Here is a 21,218-nt window from a genome sequence, read left to right on the forward strand (position 1 = left end):
CGCCAGTCCATATTTAGTCAAATTTTGTGCACAATAAATGCTATTCTTAAAGGTATCTATGTCTGATTTAGGGCTTTGGTAGAGGCATAAAAAAAGCAGATTCAACCCATGAGGATTAAACCTGCTTTAGTAAGATTGCTATCTTTATGGTATTACAGAGGTAGCTTGATTGCTACTTCTACTGGAATTTTCTTCTTATCCAGTAACTCATACACTGAATTCTGACTGATGTACTCAGGCACCATCTGCTTCAAGCAGTTTACTAATTTTGTATAGTCTTTATAATGCAGTAGCGCGTGTAAAGTGTTGATTCCCTCCTGTAGCTCATCCAACTTATAATCCATCACTTTTGCAATCATAATTTTAGGATGATGGGTTGGCATCGTTTTTTCGTTGTCATTCAGCAGTTCTTCGTATAGCTTTTCGCCGGGGCGGAGACCGGTAAATTCAATCTGAATATCACCCCGATCTGCCGAATAACCAGACAAACGAATCATCTTACGGGCTAAATCCATGATCTTCACGGGCTCGCCCATATCGAACAAAAAGACCTCGCCGCCATTGCCCATCGCGCCGGCTTCCAGAACAAGTTGACAGGCTTCCGGTATCGTCATGAAATACCGAATAATGTCCGGATGAGTTACCGTCACCGGGCCACCCATTTTAATCTGCTCTTCAAATACCTTTACGACAGAGCCGTTCGACCCCAGAACGTTGCCAAAGCGGGTTGCAATAAAGCGGGTGTGGTATCGGCTGTAGCGGTGATTTAAACTCTGTACGTACATTTCGGCCAGGCGTTTGCTGGCACCCATCACATTTGTTGGGTTTACCGCCTTATCAGTCGAAATCATGACGAACTTCTGCGTGCCATAGCGCAGTGCTAAATCAGCGATAATGCGCGTCCCTACCACGTTTGTGCGCACTGCTTCGTAGGGGTGTTCCTCCATCAACGGCACATGCTTGTAGGCAGCCGCGTGGAAGATATAATCCGGAGCAATAAACTCAAAGATGTGTTCCATCCGAGTTTGATCTGTAATGTCGGCCACTCGGATAACCAGCTCTGTCTGAGCCACTAACTCAGCAAATTTAGTCCTTAAATTAAACTCCAGATCATACAGCGCCGATTCTGCCTGATCAAGCAAGATCAGCCGGCCCGGACCGTGGTGCAAGATCTGACGGACCAATTCGCTGCCTATGGAACCAGCAGCCCCCGTCACCATTACGTTTTGGCCAGCTAATTGCTTTCGAATCTCGGCATTATTTAGGCGGATAGGCTCCCGCTCCAGCAAATCTTCAATTTGTAGATTACGAATTTGTGCAGGCTTGAGTTGCCGGGTTATCCACTGATTAACAGACGGTACTGTTTTCACAGAAACGTCATGTTTCAGAAAAATTTCGGTAATTTTGTTCAGACGTTGTTTATTAATAGAGTCGAAAGCCAGAATTACTTCTGGTTTTTCCGCCTGGCCTTTGATATACTTTTCGAAAGCCTCCTGCTGAGAAATTACCTTTACGCCCTGAATGACCTTCTGTATCTTTCCGGGGTCGTCGTCAATAAAGGCCAGCACGGCGTATTCGTTTCCTTCTTCTCCTATTAAAGCATTGCGGGTGGTCAGGCCAGTAATACCTGCCCCGTATATCAACACACCTTTTTTCAGGTCCGAACGCTGGGAAATTATGCCCCAGTATAAGGTTTTTACAATAAATCGGCTTAATACCAGAAAAACCAGACAACAGAAATAGTCAATCAGGAGAATAGAAAGGGGAATATAAAAGCGAAAGTCGTCTTGTATTTGCCATAATGTAAAAGAAATGGCAACGATTGTGGCTGTACTTCCGGTGGTAGACAGCAGTAAGGAACGCACATCTTCAACGCTTGTATGCCGAACAATTCCCTGATATGATCGCCCATAAAGAAAGAAAGCGACTCGAACGGCTAGGACTACCCCGATATAATACCAGGATGCATAATCCATAACTCGCTCTATGTCAAAATTGAATCGAAGCAAGGAGGCTATGCAGTAAGAACTGACAGCAATTGTCGAATCTATGAAAAGAATGACATAACTAGATATAAATCGATTCGAATGCTTTAGTAAAAGTTTTTCAATCATCTAGGTAGTGGATTTCAAATGTCTATATACCAATCATTCCTACCGAACAAGTTAAGGCATCTTTATTATCAGACAAAAATAAGTTATTATGTGGTCCCAAAAAAACCAATCTGAAGAGAAAATAGTATCTCTTTCTCCAAATATAGTTTAATTATTTATTCAGCAGGTTACATATTGCCATATGCGAGTCTTTAAAAAGATAGTTAAAATCAGTACTTTCCTTTATACGCTTGTTCTGCACGTTGCTACTGCCCAATATCACAACAGCCATTTCGCCTAAAATCAGTCGGAGTAAAGCGGCAGGTATGTTGGGTAACCACAACGGCTTTTTTAGCGCTTCAGCAATATGACGAGTCAGTGTTTCATTAGTCACGGGTGCTGGCGCAACCGCATTGTAAACTCCCTGCCAGTCAGGGCTTTCCATTGCTTCCAGAAATAACCGGCAAAGGTCGTCAATATGAATCCAGGAGATATGCTGCTGTCCTGATCCAAGCGGCGATCCAACGCCCCATTTTACAGGCATGATAAGCTTTGAAAGCGCTCCGCCTTCCACGCTCAGAACCACGCCGATCCGCAGCTTCACCGTCCTGATACCCAAATGAGCAATAGCCTCAGCCGCCTGCTCCCAGGCTACGGTAACCTCGGCCATGAAGTCTTTTCCAGGTGCACTATTTTCCGTTAAAGGCTGATTTCCAGTATCTCCGCCGTAATAGCCAATGGCCGATGAACTAATAAAAGCTTTTACTTTATGACTTGTCTGGGCTAGCGTACGGACCAATAAATCGGTGCTTTGAGTACGACTTTGAAGAATTTCGCGCTTGCGGGAATCTGTCCAGCGGCTATCGGCAATACCAGCACCCGCCAGGTGAATTATGTAGTCGGCAGCAGCAACGGCCTCTGCGTCAATGCGTCCGTTAGAGGGGTCCCATTGATAAACTTTGATATGCTGAATTGGCTTGCCGGAGCGGCTGAGGTAAGAAACTTGATACCCTTTGGCTTGTAAAAGGCGGGTTAGCGGACGGCCAACAGTACCGGTCCCGCCGGTAATCAATACGGTTTGAGGCATAGCAGTCGATTCATCTAATCGCTGATAAAACCTGCTGCTATGCCTATTTGTTGCTCTAACTTTACTTATAAACGTTAGTCTTTTTTGGGTGTTGCCTTTACCTCTGGTAAGGTCTGGCCTGCCGTGGTATCAGCCGGTCTGGCAATAGGGCCATCCAAACTATGCGAAGTTGTATCGCCCTGGATTCCCATGATCGTTGTATCCGTTGTGGCATCTTCGGCAGTTGATGCATTATTCTCTGTTTTACCCGAACAACTCATAATGGTTGATGCTACCAACAGGCCACAGCAAATGGATAGAAACTTATTCCGGCGACTCTGCGCTGGTTGTGCATTTTTGCTTAATTGATTCATCTTTCAAAACGTTGATCTTAAAACTATAAACCCCTGAATGCTAATTATGTTTGTTCATAATCAGCGCTATTTGTCCATTAATCACACCTTATAGTCACTACATTTCAAAACAATTGCATTTAATGTTACTTTATATTAAATTTGAGTATTATATATTTCTTCTAAAACAGAGAAAACAATTAGTTGTATTATGCAAAGCGAAGACAATATATTGGCAAAAGAATCCTCTGAGTCCATTCAGGAACGCATGCGGCAGGTGTTTGATGCCCTGGGAATCAGCATCTACCAAGTCGCTAAAGACCTGGGCGAGAACTCTTCTAAATTTTACAATATCCTAAACGGTCGGGCAAAGCCGTCGTATGATACAATTCTGCGTTTGCTCGAACAATATCCGCAGGTTCGGGCCGATTATTTACTGCGCGGCCACCATCCTATTCTGTCCGAGCTGGAAGTCAATGCCAAGGTAATTGATCTACCTGTACGCTACCGCGAACTTCCTTTTGTCCCGACGCGCTTCTACGCTAGCTTCATTGAGACTTACACCGAAGGCCTTTCGATGGCCCAACTGGAATCTTATCGCGTACCCGAGCATCTGATTGGCAATCACAAAAATGTAGTTGTTATTGAGATTTCGGGCAACAGCATGAGTCCCCAGCTTTCCAACGGAGCAAAAGTACTGGCTGTACACATCGACCCCAGTGATTGGCAGTATCAGTCTGGTGGGATTTACGCGGTTATTTACCGAGATTATTTTGTGGTTAAACGCATCAAAGACAATGAGTTACTAACCAAACAACGGTTAGCCTTACATTCCGACAATCCAAACGGAGGTAGTGTAACCGTACCTTTAAAGGACATTCAGGGAATCTGGAAAATAGCCCGGGTTGTTGATTCACCTGTCGAATAAACGGCAGGGTTTTACTTTAAAATCATCTATCAATGGGCCTTTATCTAATGGCGGCAATTTATACGGTGGCTGGGATTCTGCATTTCACAGCCACCCGTACTTACATAAAGATCATGCCGCCCTATCTTCCGGCCCATAAAGCCCTTGTGCTGCTTAGTGGCGGTGCCGAAATTCTTCTTGGCCTGGCTTTACTGATTCCCTCGCTCCGTCCTTGGGCGGCCTGGGGAATTATTTTATTACTGATTGCCATTTTTCCCGCTAATCTCTACATGCTTACGTCCGGCAAGTTTACCTCTTTACCGACCTGGGTTTTATTTCTTCGTTTGCCGCTCCAACTGGTCCTGATCTGGTGGGCTTACCAATACACAAAATAGCCTTCGTCCGTGGCTATTATTATGCTTGCATACCAGTTTCGAATTGGCTAATTTTGGTAATTGATAGTCTAATTCCAACAAACAGCAAGCTAGCATGGCGTCCACAACCTTTGATTTAACAGGATTGAATTTTAATTTAACGGAAGAGCATCAGGCGGTTCAGGAAGCGGCGCGTGATTTTGCGCAGAACGAACTCCTGCCGGGCGTCATCGAACGGGACACCGCAGCCAAATTTCCTACGGAGCAAGTTCGGCGCATGGGCGAACTCGGTTTTTTGGGCATGATGGTCTCCCCCGAATACGGGGGCGGGGGCATGGATACCGTTTCGTACGTAATCGCTATGGAGGAAATTTCTAAAGTAGATGCTTCCTGCTCGGTTATTATGTCTGTTAATAATTCACTGGTATGCTGGGGACTGGAACGCTTTGGATCAGAACAGCAAAAACAGAAATACCTCACAAAGCTGGCAACAGGCGAGCAACTCGGCGCGTTCTGCCTCTCGGAACCGGAAGCCGGCTCCGACGCTACTTCGCAACATACAACCGCTTTTGACGCGGGCGATCATTATTTAGTAAACGGCACCAAAAACTGGATTACCAACGGTGGCTCGGCAGGCATCTACCTGGTCATGGCCCAGACCGATATTGACAAAAAACACCGGGGCATCAACTGCCTGATTGTAGAAAACGGCCAAGCGGGTTTTGTGGTTGGTAAAAAAGAAGACAAGATGGGCATTCGGGCTTCCGACACGCATTCGTTGATGTTTACGGATGTCCAGGTAGCTAAAGAAAACCGGATTGGCGAAGATGGGTTTGGCTTCAAGTTTGCCATGGCGACCCTTAACGGGGGCCGCATTGGCATTGCGGCCCAGGCGCTAGGAATTGCTTCGGGTGCCTACGAGCTGGCGCTTAGCTACGCCCAGGAACGGAAATCCTTTGGCAAACGGATATTTGATCACCAGGCCATTCAGTTCAAGCTGGCCGAGATGGCCACCAAAATCGAAGCTGCCCGGCTATTGGTGTTCAAAGCCGCCCGCCTAAAAGATGAACATAAAGATTATGTGCAGGCTGCGGCAATGGCCAAGTTATATGCGTCGGAGGTAGCCATGTGGGCCACGACCGAGGCCGTGCAAATTCATGGTGGGTATGGTTATGTAAAAGAATACCACGTAGAGCGCCTAATGCGGGATGCAAAAATCACGCAGATCTATGAGGGTACGTCCGAAATCCAAAAATTAGTAATCGCCAGAGAATTGGTTAAATAGCACTTTTATACCGCTCGCTTAATTTTTTTAGAAAAAGCTCTGCTATTTTTTGCAATAGACTGTCATCTTTTTTTATATTTTCGCAAGAAAAAAAGTTGTATTAGTTTTGTCCAATTTATTAGATTTGTGCAAAATATGCGTAAAGCTCTTCATTGACATAACGAACAACGGGAAAAAGATTGCAACACCATGGAAGATTACAACAAGATTATTGAGTCGCTCGGAGTGAAATTTATTAAAGCACGGAATATCCGTATCCTCCAGCCTATCACCATAAAAAATTACTACGATGTAGAGAATACCTTAACAATTCTTTACAACGGCGAAGTTTCTTTTGGCGAAGAGTCCCAGCAGGTTGAAGTAGGTGATATGCTATTTATTCCGGGAGGAAAGCATGTTACCGTTACTTACGGCGACCCTTCTCACCCTAAAACAGTCTCGAATGAAGAATTTATGACGCATCGGGAGCTGTATCTGGAAGCCAATCGGGATCCGCAGAAGGTTAGCAACATGCCGAATTCTTTTGGGTACGTATCCTTTGAGGCTAAGGTTTTCGATTCGGTTAACTTCTTTAACTCGCTGGATATTCCGCCGTTTATCATCAAACGTGATGACAATCTGGCGCAAACCATCAACCAGATTCTGGTTGAGGATATGCTGGATACTGCGGGTAAAGGACGAATCATTAAAATCAAAACCGAAGAGATTGTTATTGAAGTCATTCGCTACATCCTGAAATACAAACTGTTTGTTGAACAACTAGTTACGAACAGCACTTATTTCAAAGATCCGCGTTTGATTGATATTTTCGCTTACATCAAGGATAACCTGGGCGGCGATCTTTCTAACAAAGTATTGGCAAACGTAGCCAATGTTTCGGAAGATTATGTTGGTCAGTATTTCAAGATGCTGACGGGTATCAATCCGCAAGACTACATCGAATACCAGCGTATGGAAGCAGCGGTTGGCCTTCTGCGCACAACGAAGAAGAGCATTCGGGCTATTGGTGCCGAAGTGGGTTACAAAGACACGGCTTATTTCTGCCGCCGTTTCAAAATGATGTTCGGGATTCCGGCTGGTAAAATGCGCCGTCGCGAGTCGCTGATGAACGTATAAACAGAGCTTTGGTCAGTGGTTGTTAATGACGCATTAACGACTGCTGACTAACGGCTCATTAAACGCCCTAACGACTTCGGCGATTTCCGGTAACAGCTCGGGATCTTTTTCAATGCCGTTACCAACTACCACTACATCTGCCCCTGCTTGCAGAGCAGCCAGGGCTTTCTCCGCAGAATTAATGCCTCCACCTACAATAAGGGGGGTATCTACGGCTTTCCGTACAGCAGCAATCATTTCAGGCGCTACGGGGCGCTTGGCTCCGCTACCCGCATCCATATACATGAGCCGCAAACCGAGCATTTCACCCGCCATAGCCGTGCAGGCAGCAACACTGGGCTTATCGTAGGGTAAGGGAGTAGTATTACTTATGTAAGAAACAGTCGTTTGCACGCCACTATCAACAAGCATGTAGCCAGTTGGTAGCACTTCCAGTCCGCTTTGCTTCAGGATCGGTGCGGCAATGACGTGTTGACCAATTAAAAATTCTGGATTCCGACCCGAAATCAGCGAAAGCAATAAAATAGCGTCCGCGCTGGGTTCAATGTGCAGGCTATTTCCCGGAAATAAAATGGCCGGAATATTCGTGTAGTTGCGGATGGTTTTGATCACATCCTGAAGAACAAAATTGGTAATCAGACTCCCACCAACGAAGAAGAAATCAATCCGATTTTCAACGCTTCGGAGTAATAGGTCTTTAAACGCGTCTTGCTCGACCTTATCCGGATCGAGCAAGACAGCAAATGATTTTTTACCTGATTCTTTACGTTTAGTAAGGCTAGTAAGAAGCAGGTTGTGTTGGTTGGACAGACGCTGGTTGCTGCTTGGCTGCATTATTATGGGTTAATCGCGAAAGATAATTCATTGCCTGTTGCCGCGCAAAATTAGTTGCAACCGACGTCAGAATACCCATAATGGCCCCACCGATTGCTGATTTTTTAGGTGCATCCTCGGCTGCTTTCGTGGCGCGGTGTACCTGAGCCTTTTGGCTATGCTTAGGGTAGTATTTATCGGCATCTTCATCGTAGTAAGCCTCTTCATCCTCTTCTTCATCTGATTTAGAATCAGGGAGAATAAGATTGGCGACTAGATAAACTGCCACACAAACCCCAGCGACCAGTGCCACCGTTTTACCTACTTCAGTTGCCTCGCCTTTTAGTGAATTGACATTGGTTTCAATTCGGCTTTTATATTCCTCGGTTGCCTCCATCAATTCGGCACGGCGGGCTGAAGTATCCGAAAAAAATACATTCGGGTCCATAGATTGAGCGTTCTAAAATTAATAAAAAAATGAATTAACCGTTATTTCTCGTCAGATTGATTGCCTTATTCTACTGATCGCTCCGTATAAGATTGGCGAATTGAAGCCTCTGTTTGCTCGCGTAACTCGCTGATAGCGTCCGTCTTTTCCTGCGCTTTCTTCTCCTGTTGGGTCTTTATCATGCCGTAAGCCATCTTTCGGATGGACCCAGAAAAGTAATTTTTTCCCAGAGCCCAAATGATCGTCAACACCATGAAAAAACCAGCAACAATCAAAAAGCCAAGATAACGGCTATCGAGTACATGGTTCAACCAGGCAGCCAGTAAACTGAATAAAAATATCGTTGTGATCGTCGCTAAAAAACCAAGAATCACGCCGTGAACGGCATGAACAACGCCCTCCTCCACCTTATTGCGTGTCTCAAGCTTGAAAAGCTCTATACGCGCCTCGAGATATTTAAAGATCCCTTCTCTAATCTCATCTAATTTTTCTAACATGGCCGTCTTCTAGTTAGTGGCTGTATGGTAGTACAAATTATCCGCTAATTTGTTTGGAAAATATTTTTTTCGGGCTAAAATATAAAGCGGTTATTTTTGTTCGTTTCCAATAAGCTGCGCCCCTATTACGTTGGCGTTACCAGACTCATCAATGAGCAATAGAAGTACATTTCTGCGCTATGTTCCCGAAAAGGCGGCTGATTATTGCACCCAATTATGGACCCAACATCAGTTCACATTTCGCATTACCCAACCTCGTAAAACCAAGCTAGGCGACTTTCGGGCAGAGCCGGGAAAAGGCTGCACCATTACCGTCAATAATAACCTGAACACCTGCGCCTTTCTGATTACTTACCTCCACGAAGTAGCCCATCTTCTTGCTTATCAGCAATGGATTCGTTCCGCGCGGCGACGACGCCTTCAACCGCACGGTTCAGAATGGCAAAAAGCGTTTCACGCTGTTATGCAGCCGGTTCTGAACGAATCTGTCTTCCCAGACTCTGTTTTAGTGCCATTAATTGATTATCTTCGTAGCCCGGCGGCCTCGACCGGAGCGCATTCCGGCTTAACGAAAGCACTCCGGCAACTAGACAGCAAACCTGCCAGTTATTGTCTGTTAATTGACCTCGGGGAAGGCGAACCGTTCCGTTTTTCAGAGAAAGAATATGTGCGGGGTATGAAACGGCGTACCCGCATCGTTTGTACAGAGAAAGACACCAATCGCAGGGTGTCGGTTTGGGCGCATGTCTGGGTGGAAAAAATATAACATTTTTGGGTGGATTTATACAATCGTTCTTTTAGGCGGTAGCTTTTCAAACGGGCTTTCTCAACCAGCCAATTCAGTACTGTCTGAGGGTTCCTGGTACCGAATTGGGGTCACCCGAACCGGCGTTTATAAACTCACGCCCGCTTTTCTGAACCGTCTGGGCATTACCGTCGAGACGCTCGATCCCCGTATGATTCGTGTATTTGGCAACGGAGGCACGGCTTTGCCGCAAGCCAACGCACAACCACGCCCGCAAGACTTAATTGAGAACGCTATTTCGGTAACAGGTGAGGCTGACGGACGGTTTGATGCCAGCGATGCGGTTTATTTCTTCGCGCAAAGTCCGCACCGCATCTACTATGATTCGACCCTCCGCGATACCGCTGGCCCCCGATTTGCCCACCAGTTGAATCCTTATTCTGACACAACTTATTATTTCCTGAATATTGGGCAGCAGGCTGGCCTACGGGTTCTCCCCTCCTCATTTACGGCACCAACGGCTCCCCTAATCACCGCTTTTGACGATTATTTTTACCAGGAAAAAGAACTGACTAATCGGGTGCAATCGGGCCGGGAATGGTATGGCGACAATTACAACGTCACGTCCCAACGGCAACTCTCATTCAATCTGCCTGGTCGGTTGCCCGGTGCGCCCACCCTGCTTACGGCGGCGCTGATGAGTCAGGGAAATGACACAACTCGCTTTCGCCTTAACTGGGGCTCTCAGGCCGTTGGCACGCAGACATTTAATCCGGTATCTACTTATCAATATGATCGAAAAGGGATTGATAGCCGGCAAACATATCGCCTTATACCTCCCTCCAATGATGAGACAATCTCGCTAACCCTCACCTACGACCGGGGAAAAGCAACCTCCACTCAGGGATACATAAATTTTCTGGCGCTACAGACCCAACGCGAAATTCGAACGTATGGCGATCAACAACTTATTCGTTCGTTAGCCTCCGCTCAACTTCCTGCCGCCCGCTATCAGGTTCGGCAGGCCAGCGCGGATCTACTCGTCTGGGATGTCACCAATCCTTCGCAACCGATTCAGCAGTCTTTAACGTTGTCAGGTACGGACGGAACCTTTGCCGCTCCAGGTGGACTTTTGCGGCAATTTTTGCTTTTCACACCTGCCCAGGCTTACGACCCAGAACGCGGCCTACGGATAAGCAATCAAAACCTGCGGGCCCAGCCCACCCCTGATCTGCTTATTGTTACGGCAGCCGCCTGGCAGGCACAGGCGGAGCGTCTGGCTACGCTCCGGCGCGAAAAAGACGGTTTAGAAGTGCTGATTGCCACCACGCAGCAAGTTTATAATGAGTTTGCTTCCGGTCAGCCAGACCCGACCGCGATCCGTGATTTTGCGCGTCATTTAATGAATAAAACAGCCGGAAAGCTCAAATACCTGCTTCTTTTTGGCGACGCAACCTACGATTATAAAGGAATTACGGGCTTACTCAACGCTACGCAGTTGGCCAACACAGTGCCCGTTTACGAGAGCCGCGAGTCGCTGCATCCGGTGCGAAGCTATTCGTCGGATGATTATTTCGGTTTTCTAAAACCTGAAGATGGCGAGTGGTCGGAGGTTGTGGATAGTGATCACAAGTTGGACATCGGTGTTGGTCGGCTTCCCCTAAAATCGGTAGAAGAAGCGCAAAACATGGTCAACAAATTGATTCGCTACGCGTCCACGAAAACCCAACATGGCGATTGGCGCACTAAAATTACGTTTGTTGCCGATGATGGCGATGGCAATATTCACCAACGAGATGCCGATTTTTTAGCGGAACAAATTATAAGAACCCGACCACCGTTTCGCACCGAAAAAATATACCTCGATAGTTATCCACAAACAGCTTCACAAACTGGCGACAAAGCGCCGCAAGTCAACCAGGCCATAAATCGGTCGCTCAACGAAGGACGCCTCATCATCAACTACAGCGGACATGGTGGCGAAGCCGGTTGGGCACAGGAACAAATTGTAACCCTCGAGGATATTTTAGGCTGGCGAAATAGCATTTATCCGCTATTTGTAACGGCAACCTGCGAATTTGGGCGTTATGATGATCCTGCCAAAGTTTCCGGGGCAGAACTAGCGCTGTTGAATGCGCAAGGAGGTGCTATCGGACTATTAACCACAACGCGCCCGGTTTACGCCAACACCAATTACATACTTAATCAGGCTTTCTACGGCGCCTTGGCAGATCAAACGGCCCAGTCAACGCCCGTTCGTTTGGGTGACTTGGTCCGGATTACTAAAAATAACAGCCTGGCGGGCAGCCTTAACCGCAATTTCACCTTACTGGGCGATCCGTCCATGGCCCTGGCTTACCCGCAGGCGGAAATTACGCTTACGCGCCTTAACGGTCTGAGGCTTAACGCAACGAACGATACATTAAAGGCCCTGTCTTCGGTTACGCTGGAAGGTGAAGTCCGGCAACAGGGCCAACGTTTAACCGATTTTGACGGAACGATTCAGTTGACCATCTTTGCCAAACCAGATACCGTAAAGACGCTGGGAACGGAAAAAGATAGTCCGATAATGTCGTATCAGATTTACCAGCGTAAACTGTTTGATGGTAAGGTGAGCGTACGGGCCGGCCGGTTTATCGGCGAGTTCAGAATGCCGAATTTAACGGGTCAGGCACCAGGATTAGGTAAGCTCGTGGCCTATGCCGTTCGGGCAGATAGCCTTTTTGACGCTACAGGAAGCTACGGAAAGCTTTTTATTGATCCGCGAAACGCAAATTCAGTAGCCGACACGAAGCCACCCGTCATTCAGTTGTTCATCAATGATACGACGTTCCGCGAAGGCCAGTCAGTAATTGGGCCGCGTGTCCGATTAATTGCTCGTCTGAAGGATGAATCTGGTATTAATATTGCGGGTTTAAATACGAACAACGCGTTGACGCTTTGGCTTAACGACGAGACGCCTGTAATAGTGAATAATTACTTTTCGGCAGATGTAGATAATTACCGATCAGGCACTATAAATTATCTTTTCAACGACCTACAACAAGGGACTTATACCGTTCGTTTAAAAGCCTTCGATCTGTACAATAATCCCGCAGAGGCCGCGTTGAAGTTTATAGTTTCTGACAAGCCAGGTCTGATAATTGAAACGGTAACGGCATTCCCGAACCCCGTCTCCGACCAGGCTACATTCCAAATCAAGCACAATCGGCTTGGTGAAAAACTGGAAGCTACGTTAACCATTGTTGATATTAAGGGCCGGATAATTGCGAAAGAGCAGGCAACGTGCACAGAATGTCAAACTGTCTGGAGCGATTTAGTCTGGAATGCGCAGTCGTCAGCTAGTTTAGTAAACGGTATTTATTTTTATACAATCATCTTAAAATCAGCCAGTGACGGCTCCGTTACCAAGACGTCCGGCAAACTTATTTATGCTAGATAGTTATAGATAAAATCTGTTTAACCCATTTTGTTTCTTTTTAATCCTCGTAACTTTGACGTTCTCATTGTGCAGCTTGATAACCACAATGAATTTTGAGTAAATTAACCTCCTGTATGAAACGTACGTTTTCGTCTCTTTGTCTGTTTGGTTGTTTAGCATTTTCACTGGTAACAGAAGCCCAGACTATAAGCGGTCAGGATACTACTGCTTTGCGGATACCAACGTCTGCAATGCCTTTCTTAGGCTTTACGCCTGATGCACGCAGTGCTGCCCTTGGTGATGCTGGTGTTGCGCTCGGCGCAGACGCAAACGCAATCTACTGGAACCCCGCCAAACTCGTCTACGCCGAAAAAGACCGTGGAGTCGCTTTATCGTACACGCCCTGGTTGCGTAACCTGGTAGACGACATGTATTTTACCTATCTGTCGGGCTATCAGAAAGTAGGTAAAAACCAGGTAATTGGCCTATCCTTACTTTATTTCGATTTAGGTACCATTTATTTCACCAACGGCATTGGGGTATCGACAGGCTCGTTCAATTCACGTGAGTATGCCGCGACTGCCTCTTATTCCCGTCGGCTTTCGAGAAACTTCTCGATGGGCGTTAACATGCGCTACGCAAGTTCGAACCTCGCTGGGAGTAACTTCCTGAATGGCGCTTTGATCAAACCCGCCAACACGGTCGCCGCAGACATCAGCGCTTACTACGAAAACGAAGCGCGTGACGAAATAACGGGCCAGGGTGTTAAGTGGGCTTTCGGCGGTATGCTCTCTAACTTAGGTGGTAAAGTAAATTACGGTACCGATGAGCGCTACTTCCTGCCGACTAACCTTCGTCTGGGAACGGCAATGACTTATTACACAGACAAGTATAATAAGTTTAACTTTGTTGTTGACCTGAACAAACTGATGGTACCAACTCCCCCTCAGTATCAAACTGTTAATGGAAAACCGGTTCTTGGGCCTAACAGCAATCCTGTAATCCTGAAAGGGCGTGATCCTAGAACGTTGACTTCCCTAAGCGGTGCTTTTGGCTCCTTCTCTGACGCACCCGATGGATTTGCAGAAGAATTAAAAGAAATCAATATTTCAGCTGGTGCTGAATACTGGTACAATGATCAATTTGCGGCGCGGTTGGGCTATCAGCACGAAGCGCGGATTAAAGGTGACCGGAAGTATTTTACGGCTGGTATCGGCATCAAATTGCAGCAGAAATACGGCATTGACTTTGCCTATCTGATGCCAGTCCGCCAGGGTAGTCCGCTGGCCAATACACTCCGGCTCTCGCTAACCCTCAATCTGGATAAAAAGCCACGGGCCGTAAATAGCGAAGAAGAATAATCAATTCCTTTGATAAAAAACAAAATGGCATTTCTCCGGAAGTGCCATTTTTATTTCCAATATGACCCTGGATAGAACGCTGGCGCCGGCCTTTAAAACGGTTGATGAAATTCGTGTCCCATCAGTTGAAACCTTCATTCTTGACAATGAACAACCTGTTTATCTAGTTCGGGCGGGCGAGCAACCCATCCTACGTCTCGAATGTATTTTTGAGGCGGGCTCCTGCTACGAACCGCTACCCGGCATCTCAACGCTAAGCATGAAAATGCTGGCCGAAGGCACGCGCCAACGGTCATCGGCGCAAATAAACAGCTATCTGGATCGGTACGGCGCTTTTCTGGAATCCCACAGTGGTACCGATCGGTCAAGCCTGACTATCTACTGCCTGAATAAGTACTTACCCGAAGTTTTGCCTTTGCTTCAGGAGCTACTGGCCGAATCGGTCATTCCCGAAAAAGAGCTGGCCGATCAGATCAACATCACGCGGCAGAACTTGCAGGTTAATCTGGGAAAAAACAATTACCTGGCCAGCACGCTCATCCGGCAAAATGTTTTCGGAGCCAGCCACCCGTATGGCTATCGTCAAACACCGGAAACGCTCGACGCCATCCAGCAGCAAATGGTTGAACAGTTCTACCAGCAGCGCATCCAAAATCGGCCTTACCGGATTGTTTTAGCCGGCCAGGTAACCGAAATGGAGTTCACGCAACTGAACCGAACCCTGGGTAGTCAGGCGCTAACGCCCAATGACGCGGACGTAAACCTGCCGCCGATTGTGACCACCAACGAACGTACCATTTTGCTGGAGAAGGAAGAAAGCCTGCAATCGTCCATTCGCCTGGGCCGACTGCTATTCACGCGCCAGCATCCTGACTACTTCCCGGTTTTAGTTCTTAATGAAGTATTGGGTGGTTATTTTGGCTCGCGGCTTATGAAAAATATCCGGGAGGAAAAGGGCTTTACCTACGGCATCTGGTCGAGCTTATCGACTTTCCCACGGGCGGGCTACTGGACGATTGGCACCGACGTAAAACGGGAATTTACGCAACAAACGCTGGACGAAACCCGCAAAGAAATCCGTCGTTTGCAGGAAGAATTAGTGCCTGATGAAGAGATGGATGTGGTTAAAAATTACATGGCAGGCTCTTTTGTTGGCTCATTGAATACGCCTTTTGAAATTGCAGACCGCTATAAAGGCATTTTATTAGACGGGTTGCCAGCTGATTATTTGACAACGTATATTGATAACCTTCGCGCCGTTTCTGCTGAGCAGGTCTTAGAAATGGCAAATAAATACTTGCAGGAGAAAGACTTGATTGAAGTCGTCGTTGGCGGCAAATAACCTGATACTTGTCCCGCTCTCATTGCTGAGAGCGGGACAAAAAATTATACTTCAAGCTCAAAGGCTGACAATTGTACAAACTGCGCAATCCGCTGATTAATTTCTTCGGTAGTCAGTTCAAAAAGACGTTCCACGCCGAATTTCTCCACGCAGAAAGAAGCCATTGCCGACCCATAAATAATCCCGCGTTTCATGTTGGCAAAAGACACGTCTCCCGTGCTGGCCAGATAACCAATAAAACCACCCGCAAAGGTGTCACCGGCACCGGTTGGATCGAATACTTCCTCCAGGGGCAGAGCGGGCGCAAAGAAAATATGACCACCGTGGAAAAGCAGCGCCCCGTGCTCTCCTTTCTTGATAATCACCGTTTTAGGACCCATCTCGCCAATTTTGGCCGCCGCCTTTACCAGGGCATACTCCCCCGAAAGCTGACGCGCTTCTTCGTCGTTGATGGTGATGACATCCACTAATTTCAACACATCTTTCAGGTCGTCCAGCGCAATATCCATCCAAAGGTTCATGGTATCAATCATGATTAGCTTTGGCCGGGTTCTCAGGCGTTCGATTACTTTTTTCTGGATCGCCGGAGCCGTATTGCCCAGCATCAAAAACTCACAGTCCTGAAAGCTTTCGGGAATTTGCGGATCGAAGTTCTCCATCACGTTCAACTGTACCTCGACCGTATCCCGCGTGTTCATGTCATTGTGGTACTTTCCCGACCAGAAAAATGTTTTCTCGCCTTTCCGGATTTCCAGGCCCTCGGTATTGATATTTCGTTCTTGCAGGTTGGTAATCATTTCCTGCGGAAAATCATCGCCAACAACAGCAACCAGGTTGTTTTTGTTCGTAAAGTAAGAAGCCGATAGCGTAATGTACGTAGCCGCGCCTCCGATGATTTTGTCCGTTTTTCCGAAAGGTGTTTCCAGCGCATCAAAAGCAACGGAACCGACAGTAAGTAAGCTCATTGATCTATTGAAATTTGAGGTGAGACCCAACGCCAGATCGTTCAGCGTTGAGCAAGTAATTAAATAATCGGATGTCGTTTAAACTCTTTGGTCCTATCAAATAAGTACCGATAGGTGGCGTGCTGCTTATGGACTTCTCCACCCAGCATCCGCGAGAAACGAAGCATTTTCGGGTTGAAATCGCCAATCCAGTTGAGTTCCAGTTCTTTGTACTGGTAATCTTTTTGCCAGGCGACCTTTGAAAAAGCCAGGGCAATGGCCGACTCGATTCCGCGTCCCTGGTATTCGGGAATAATACCGAAAATTACGCCAAAAGCCTTCCGATTGGTTTTCATCAGCTTATGGTATAAGAACTTGAGCTTGCCAATAAGGTTCAACTTCCCGTTGACATGCTTGAAAATCTGGTTTAATTCGGGCAGCATGATGAAGAAAGCAATGGGTTCTTCCTTGTGGTAGCCAAACCAGATCAATTCTTCCTCCAGAATCGGCTTCATCCGCAACATAAGCGCTCGGGACTTATCGACAGACATATCGCCCACGCCCAAATGCTTGGCCCAGGCTTTGTTGTAAATAAGCCGAAAATCTTCTGCGTACTTTTCCAGGTGCTTTTTCTCGATGTGTCGGAAGGTATAAGTAGGATCTTCCAGCGTACGAACGGAGCGTTCAAAAACCGAGGGATGGATTTTCGCCCGCACTTCATCTTCCGGCATAGGCAGAAAGAACGTCAACTGCCGAAAGTATTCCTGAAAACCGTATTGATCGAAAAATCCGACGTAATAAGGTTTGGTATAAGGCATTCCATACGTAGGCTCCTTATTGAAGCCTTCAATGAGCAGTCCCCACCAACGGTCCCGTTCTCCGAAGTTGATCGGGCCATCCATGGCTTCCATTCCTTTCTGGCGCAGCCATTCCCGGCAGGTATCAAAGAGCAGAAAAGCCGCTTTTTCGTCGTCGATGCATTCAAAAAAGCCCATCCCGCCCGTCGGCTGGTCGTTGTTTTGGCTGGCCGTTTCGCGGTTGATAAAAGCAGCTACGCGACCAATGGCTTTGCCCGATTCGTTTAGCAACAGCCACCGAACGCACTCGCCACTTTTGAAATATTTATTTTTTTGGGGATTAAATACATCTTCAATATCCTTATCCAGTGGCCGTATCCAGCAGGGATCGTCCTTGTATAACCGAACAGGTAGTTGGAGAAATTCTTTTCGATAGGTCGGGTTTTCACCGACTTCGACCATCTTCATACCAAATTGTTTCGTGCTTGAACAACAGAATGCGAATATAGCAAAAACGCACCGACTTACCGTTCCTATTGAAAAGCTGAGCCGAACGTCGTTTTCCCCGCAACGTTTTGTAAATTTGCGTGTTTAGCAATTACCTGCCCAACTACGGTTCTGAGCAACCTCGATTTTTTATGCAGCAACCCCTAAAATTGTATAATACACTTTCCCGCCAGAAAGAACTTTTTGAACCCATCAATCCGCCTTATGTAGGCATGTACGTTTGCGGCCCGACCGTTTACAGCTACGTCCACTTAGGTAATTTACGCACCTTCATGACGTTCGACCTTCTGTTCCGGTATTTGACTCATATCGGTTATAAGGTTAGGTACGTTCGGAATATTACCGACGTGGGTCACCTAGTCGGCGATGGCGAGGATGGAGAAGATAAAATTGGGAAAATTGCCAAGCTGGAGAAGCTGGAACCGATGGAGATTGTTCAGCGCTACACGAATGATTTTCACCGGGTAACGGATAAATTCAACATGCTTTCGCCCAGTGTCGAACCGTCGGCAACGGGCCATTTGATTGAGCAAATTGAAGGCATTAAAGAGCTAATCGACAAAGGCCTAGCCTACGAATCGAACGGCTCTGTTTATTTCGACATCAGCAAATACAACGAGCAAGACGGCCAGTACGGCAAATTGTCCGGCCGCGTTTTGGATGATTTGCTCAACGAAACCCGCGACCTCGACGGCCAGACCGAAAAGCGCAACCCACTTGATTTTGCGCTCTGGAAACGCGCCGCCCCCGAACACCTCATGCGCTGGCCTTCGCCCTGGAGCGTTGGTTTTCCGGGCTGGCACCTGGAATGTACGTCCATGAGTACCAAATACCTGGGTCGGCAGTTCGACATTCATGGCGGCGGCATGGACCTTAAGTTTCCGCACCATGAGTGCGAAATTGCGCAGGCCAGAGGCATTAACGGCGTTGAGCCGGTCCGCTACTGGTTGCATACCAACATGCTGACGGTCAACGGTCAGAAAATGAGCAAATCGCTGGGAAATTCATTTTTACCCGCTGAGCTTTTCTCGGGTAGCCATGAGTTGCTTGAGCAAGCCTACTCGCCCATGACTGTCCGGTTTTTTATGCTGCAATCGCACTACCGCAGCACGCTGGACTTTTCCAACGAAGCGCTCAAAGCCGCGCAGAAAGGCTACAAGCGACTGGCAAACGGTTTGCGGGTGATCAAAATGCTTGAGTACAAGCCCGCCGAAGACGTGGCGATTGATACCAAGAAGAAGCAGGATATTGAGAAATCGTTTCAGGCTTTTTATGATGCCATGAACGACGACCTGAATACCGCCGTGGCTATCGCCAGCCTCTTCAACCTGCTGAAATACGTCAACATGATTTACATGAATCAGCTGGCTCCGGCGGCCATTGGCGAAGAGACCTTTGATCAGTTGAAAACAAAATTTGTCTCTTTTCTGGAAGACGTACTGGCCCTGAAAGAAGAACCCGCGTCGGATAGCCAGGCGGTTATTTCGGGAATGCTAAACTTATACCGGGAATACAAGGAGCAAAAACAGTACGAAAAAATTGACCAGATCCGGCAGTATTTCAAGTCGCAGGGTCTGGCAATCCGGGACATGAAACACCAGATCGACTGGGCATACGAAGAATAAATCAATACGCCGGGCGAATTCCATACGCGAATCCTTAACTAGATATGATTTCTAAAAAATTAATTTTCGGGTCTTTTCTACTAACAGCTATGTTGTTTAGCGCTTGTAAAAAGCAGAAGCAGGACCAACAGGAGGCGGACGGCTCGCAGCCTACGGTTGTAAAAACGCCCGATTTCAGTGGGGATTCTGCGTACGCTTACGTAGCCCGGCAAGTCGCTTTTGGACCGCGCGTGCCCAACACCGAAGCACACCGCCGCTGCGGCGATTACCTCATTGCCAAGCTGAAAGAATACGGTGCGCAGGTAACTGTTCAGGAATTTACGGCAACGACGTACGACGGTAAAAAACTGGCTTCCCGTAACATCATCGGCAGCCTGAACCCACAAGCGGCCAAACGCATTCTGCTGGCCTCCCACTGGGATAGTCGCCCCTTTGCCGATCAGGACAGCGTAGCCACAGACCGCCAAAAACCGGTTCCCGGTGCCAACGACGGTGCCAGTGGCGTTGGCGTATTGCTCGAATTGGCCCGTACCGTTCAAAAAGGAGAGACGAAGCCTGAAGTTGGGATTGACATTATTTTCTTCGATGCGGAAGATTGGGGAAATGCTGAAAAAGCAACTGATACGGTAAATGGCATTAATTACATGGGCTTCTGCTTGGGTTCACGGTATTGGGCGGCCAATAAACATCAGCCTAATTACACCGCTTATTATGGCATTTTGTTAGACATGGTGGGTGCCAAAAATGCGACTTTCCTGCGCGAAGGCGACTCGGTCAATTACGCCCCGAGTGTGGTCAATTCCGTTTGGCAAGCTGCCAGCGATTTGGGATATAGCCAATATTTTGTCAATCAGCCAGGACCAACGATCCTGGACGATCACATTCCCGTTAATACCATCGCTAAAATTCCCATGATTGACATTCTGCATACCAATCCCAGCACGGGCGGATTCTTCCCGCACTGGCATACGGATACAGACAACATGGATCCCATTGACCCCGCTACGTTGAAAGCTGTCGGCCAGGTGCTGTTACAGGTTTTATACCGGGAAAGTATTCAGTAATCAGGAGTGAACCACGGCGGACTCTATACATAATGAAGATTGTTAAGCCATTTTTTTATTCGTTTTCCGCAGTGAGAGGTGCGTCGCGGTTCACTATTCTTGGTCTGTTCTTTGTGCTTACAAACTGTTCCGCACCAGATCGGCTTGGCAAGCTGGATCTGGTGAAATGGCGGCAGGACCGTGGCGGTTGCCAGGGCGTGCGAACGGGCCAGATTGATGACTTAAAGTCGGTTCGGGAGGAGCTTAAAGGCAAAATGGCCAATGACATCAACAAAATTCTGGGCCGACCAGACATTAACCAACTCGCAGACCGGAATCAGAAATATTACGTTTATTTCCTGGAACGTGGCGCCCATTGTCAGGATGTCCAACAGAAATCAACGGCGCGTACGGTTGCCCTGCGCATTGGAGCTATTGGGGTAGTCACCGAAGTTACCTTCCAGCGCGGTCAACCCTGATG

19 protein-coding genes are annotated in these 21,218 nt (G+C 47.4%); 11 read left to right on the plus strand and 8 right to left on the minus strand.

Going from position 1 to position 21,218, the window contains the following annotated elements:
* Nucleotides 1–152 precede the first annotated feature (152 nt).
* From L0Y31_RS05270 to L0Y31_RS05280, 3 genes are all read right to left on the minus strand, one after another.
* Nucleotides 153–1,976, minus strand: coding sequence for a polysaccharide biosynthesis protein (locus tag L0Y31_RS05270; RefSeq protein ID WP_234736088.1), 1,824 nt, complete (start codon nucleotides 1,974–1,976; stop codon nucleotides 153–155).
* A gap of 289 nt (nucleotides 1,977–2,265) precedes the next feature.
* Nucleotides 2,266–3,180, minus strand: a complete 915-nt coding sequence (locus L0Y31_RS05275) for a TIGR01777 family oxidoreductase (RefSeq protein WP_234736089.1) — start codon at nucleotides 3,178–3,180, stop codon at nucleotides 2,266–2,268.
* Between the two features lie 74 nt (nucleotides 3,181–3,254).
* Nucleotides 3,255–3,533, minus strand: coding sequence for a hypothetical protein (locus L0Y31_RS05280; RefSeq protein WP_234736090.1), 279 nt, complete (start codon nucleotides 3,531–3,533; stop codon nucleotides 3,255–3,257).
* A 190-nt stretch (nucleotides 3,534–3,723) separates the two neighbouring features.
* On the opposite strand from L0Y31_RS05280, the gene L0Y31_RS05285 reads away from it, so the two are divergent.
* The 4 genes from L0Y31_RS05285 to L0Y31_RS05300 all read left to right on the plus strand — a co-directional run bounded on the left by L0Y31_RS05285 (nucleotide 3,724) and on the right by L0Y31_RS05300 (nucleotide 7,194).
* Complete coding sequence (locus L0Y31_RS05285; protein ID WP_234736091.1) at nucleotides 3,724–4,440, plus strand: LexA family transcriptional regulator; 717 nt, start codon at nucleotides 3,724–3,726, stop codon at nucleotides 4,438–4,440.
* Between the two features lie 32 nt (nucleotides 4,441–4,472).
* Nucleotides 4,473–4,814 carry a DoxX family protein gene (locus tag L0Y31_RS05290; protein WP_234736092.1) on the plus strand — a complete coding sequence of 114 codons (342 nt, stop codon included), beginning with the start codon at nucleotides 4,473–4,475 and terminating at the stop codon, nucleotides 4,812–4,814.
* 94 nt (nucleotides 4,815–4,908) lie between these two features.
* Nucleotides 4,909–6,078 (plus strand): acyl-CoA dehydrogenase, encoded by a 1,170-nt coding sequence (locus L0Y31_RS05295; protein ID WP_305067605.1) that lies wholly within the window; start codon nucleotides 4,909–4,911, stop codon nucleotides 6,076–6,078.
* Nucleotides 6,079–6,267: 189 nt separating this feature from the next.
* Nucleotides 6,268–7,194: an AraC family transcriptional regulator gene (locus L0Y31_RS05300; protein WP_234736093.1), complete on the plus strand. Its 927-nt coding sequence runs from the start codon at nucleotides 6,268–6,270 to the stop codon at nucleotides 7,192–7,194.
* A 33-nt stretch (nucleotides 7,195–7,227) separates the two neighbouring features.
* Here the strand turns inward: L0Y31_RS05300 and L0Y31_RS05305 are convergent, their stop codons facing one another.
* The 3 genes from L0Y31_RS05305 to L0Y31_RS05315 all read right to left on the minus strand — a co-directional run bounded on the left by L0Y31_RS05305 (nucleotide 7,228) and on the right by L0Y31_RS05315 (nucleotide 8,952).
* The gene (locus L0Y31_RS05305; protein ID WP_234736094.1) at nucleotides 7,228–8,028 is read right to left on the minus strand and encodes a phosphoglycerol geranylgeranyltransferase; all 801 of its coding nucleotides are present in this window, start codon (nucleotides 8,026–8,028) and stop codon (nucleotides 7,228–7,230) included.
* Nucleotides 7,973–8,455 (minus strand): hypothetical protein, encoded by a 483-nt coding sequence (locus tag L0Y31_RS05310; RefSeq protein ID WP_234736095.1) that lies wholly within the window; start codon nucleotides 8,453–8,455, stop codon nucleotides 7,973–7,975. Before L0Y31_RS05310 ends, L0Y31_RS05305 begins: the two co-directional genes overlap by 56 nt.
* A 65-nt stretch (nucleotides 8,456–8,520) precedes the next feature.
* Nucleotides 8,521–8,952 carry a phage holin family protein gene (locus tag L0Y31_RS05315; protein ID WP_234736096.1) on the minus strand — a complete coding sequence of 144 codons (432 nt, stop codon included), beginning with the start codon at nucleotides 8,950–8,952 and terminating at the stop codon, nucleotides 8,521–8,523.
* 151 nt (nucleotides 8,953–9,103) lie between these two features.
* Here L0Y31_RS05315 and L0Y31_RS05320 point away from each other — a divergent pair, with 151 nt between their 5' ends.
* The 4 genes from L0Y31_RS05320 (at nucleotide 9,104) to L0Y31_RS05335 (ending at nucleotide 15,821) form a co-directional block, all read left to right on the plus strand.
* Nucleotides 9,104–9,718 carry a SprT-like domain-containing protein gene (locus L0Y31_RS05320; protein WP_234736097.1) on the plus strand — a complete coding sequence of 205 codons (615 nt, stop codon included), beginning with the start codon at nucleotides 9,104–9,106 and terminating at the stop codon, nucleotides 9,716–9,718.
* The gene (gene porU / locus L0Y31_RS05325) at nucleotides 9,696–13,139 is read left to right on the plus strand and encodes a type IX secretion system sortase PorU (protein WP_234736098.1); all 3,444 of its coding nucleotides are present in this window, start codon (nucleotides 9,696–9,698) and stop codon (nucleotides 13,137–13,139) included. The genes L0Y31_RS05320 and porU overlap by 23 nt, the downstream gene beginning before the upstream one ends.
* Nucleotides 13,140–13,252: 113 nt before the next feature.
* Nucleotides 13,253–14,479, plus strand: coding sequence for a type IX secretion system outer membrane channel protein PorV (gene porV / locus L0Y31_RS05330; RefSeq protein ID WP_234736099.1), 1,227 nt, complete (start codon nucleotides 13,253–13,255; stop codon nucleotides 14,477–14,479).
* A gap of 61 nt (nucleotides 14,480–14,540) precedes the next feature.
* The gene (locus L0Y31_RS05335) at nucleotides 14,541–15,821 is read left to right on the plus strand and encodes a M16 family metallopeptidase (protein ID WP_234736100.1); all 1,281 of its coding nucleotides are present in this window, start codon (nucleotides 14,541–14,543) and stop codon (nucleotides 15,819–15,821) included.
* A 44-nt stretch (nucleotides 15,822–15,865) separates the two neighbouring features.
* On the opposite strand, the gene L0Y31_RS05340 is transcribed toward L0Y31_RS05335, so the two are convergent.
* Together L0Y31_RS05340 and L0Y31_RS05345 are read right to left on the minus strand one after the other, a co-directional pair.
* Entirely contained in the window at nucleotides 15,866–16,786 is a 921-nt protein-coding gene (locus tag L0Y31_RS05340) for a PfkB family carbohydrate kinase (protein WP_234736101.1), read from the minus strand.
* Between the two features lie 59 nt (nucleotides 16,787–16,845).
* On the minus strand, nucleotides 16,846–18,030 hold the full coding sequence (locus L0Y31_RS05345) for a hypothetical protein (RefSeq protein WP_234736102.1): 1,185 nt from the start codon (nucleotides 18,028–18,030) through the stop codon (nucleotides 16,846–16,848).
* A 170-nt stretch (nucleotides 18,031–18,200) separates the two neighbouring features.
* On the opposite strand from L0Y31_RS05345, the gene cysS reads away from it, so the two are divergent.
* From cysS to L0Y31_RS05360, 3 genes are read left to right on the plus strand one after another with little or no spacing between them, the layout of a single operon-like run.
* Entirely contained in the window at nucleotides 18,201–19,694 is a 1,494-nt protein-coding gene (gene cysS, locus L0Y31_RS05350; RefSeq protein ID WP_234736103.1) for a cysteine--tRNA ligase, read from the plus strand.
* 44 nt (nucleotides 19,695–19,738) lie between these two features.
* Nucleotides 19,739–20,758 carry a M28 family peptidase gene (locus L0Y31_RS05355; protein ID WP_234736104.1) on the plus strand — a complete coding sequence of 340 codons (1,020 nt, stop codon included), beginning with the start codon at nucleotides 19,739–19,741 and terminating at the stop codon, nucleotides 20,756–20,758.
* Between the two features lie 32 nt (nucleotides 20,759–20,790).
* A complete protein-coding gene (locus tag L0Y31_RS05360; protein ID WP_234736105.1) occupies nucleotides 20,791–21,216 on the plus strand; it encodes a hypothetical protein in 426 nt (141 codons plus the stop codon).
* Nucleotides 21,217–21,218: the final 2 nt, after the last annotated feature.

The sequence above is a fragment of the Tellurirhabdus bombi genome, assembly GCF_021484805.1.
GTDB lineage: Bacteria > Bacteroidota > Bacteroidia > Cytophagales > Spirosomataceae > Tellurirhabdus > Tellurirhabdus bombi.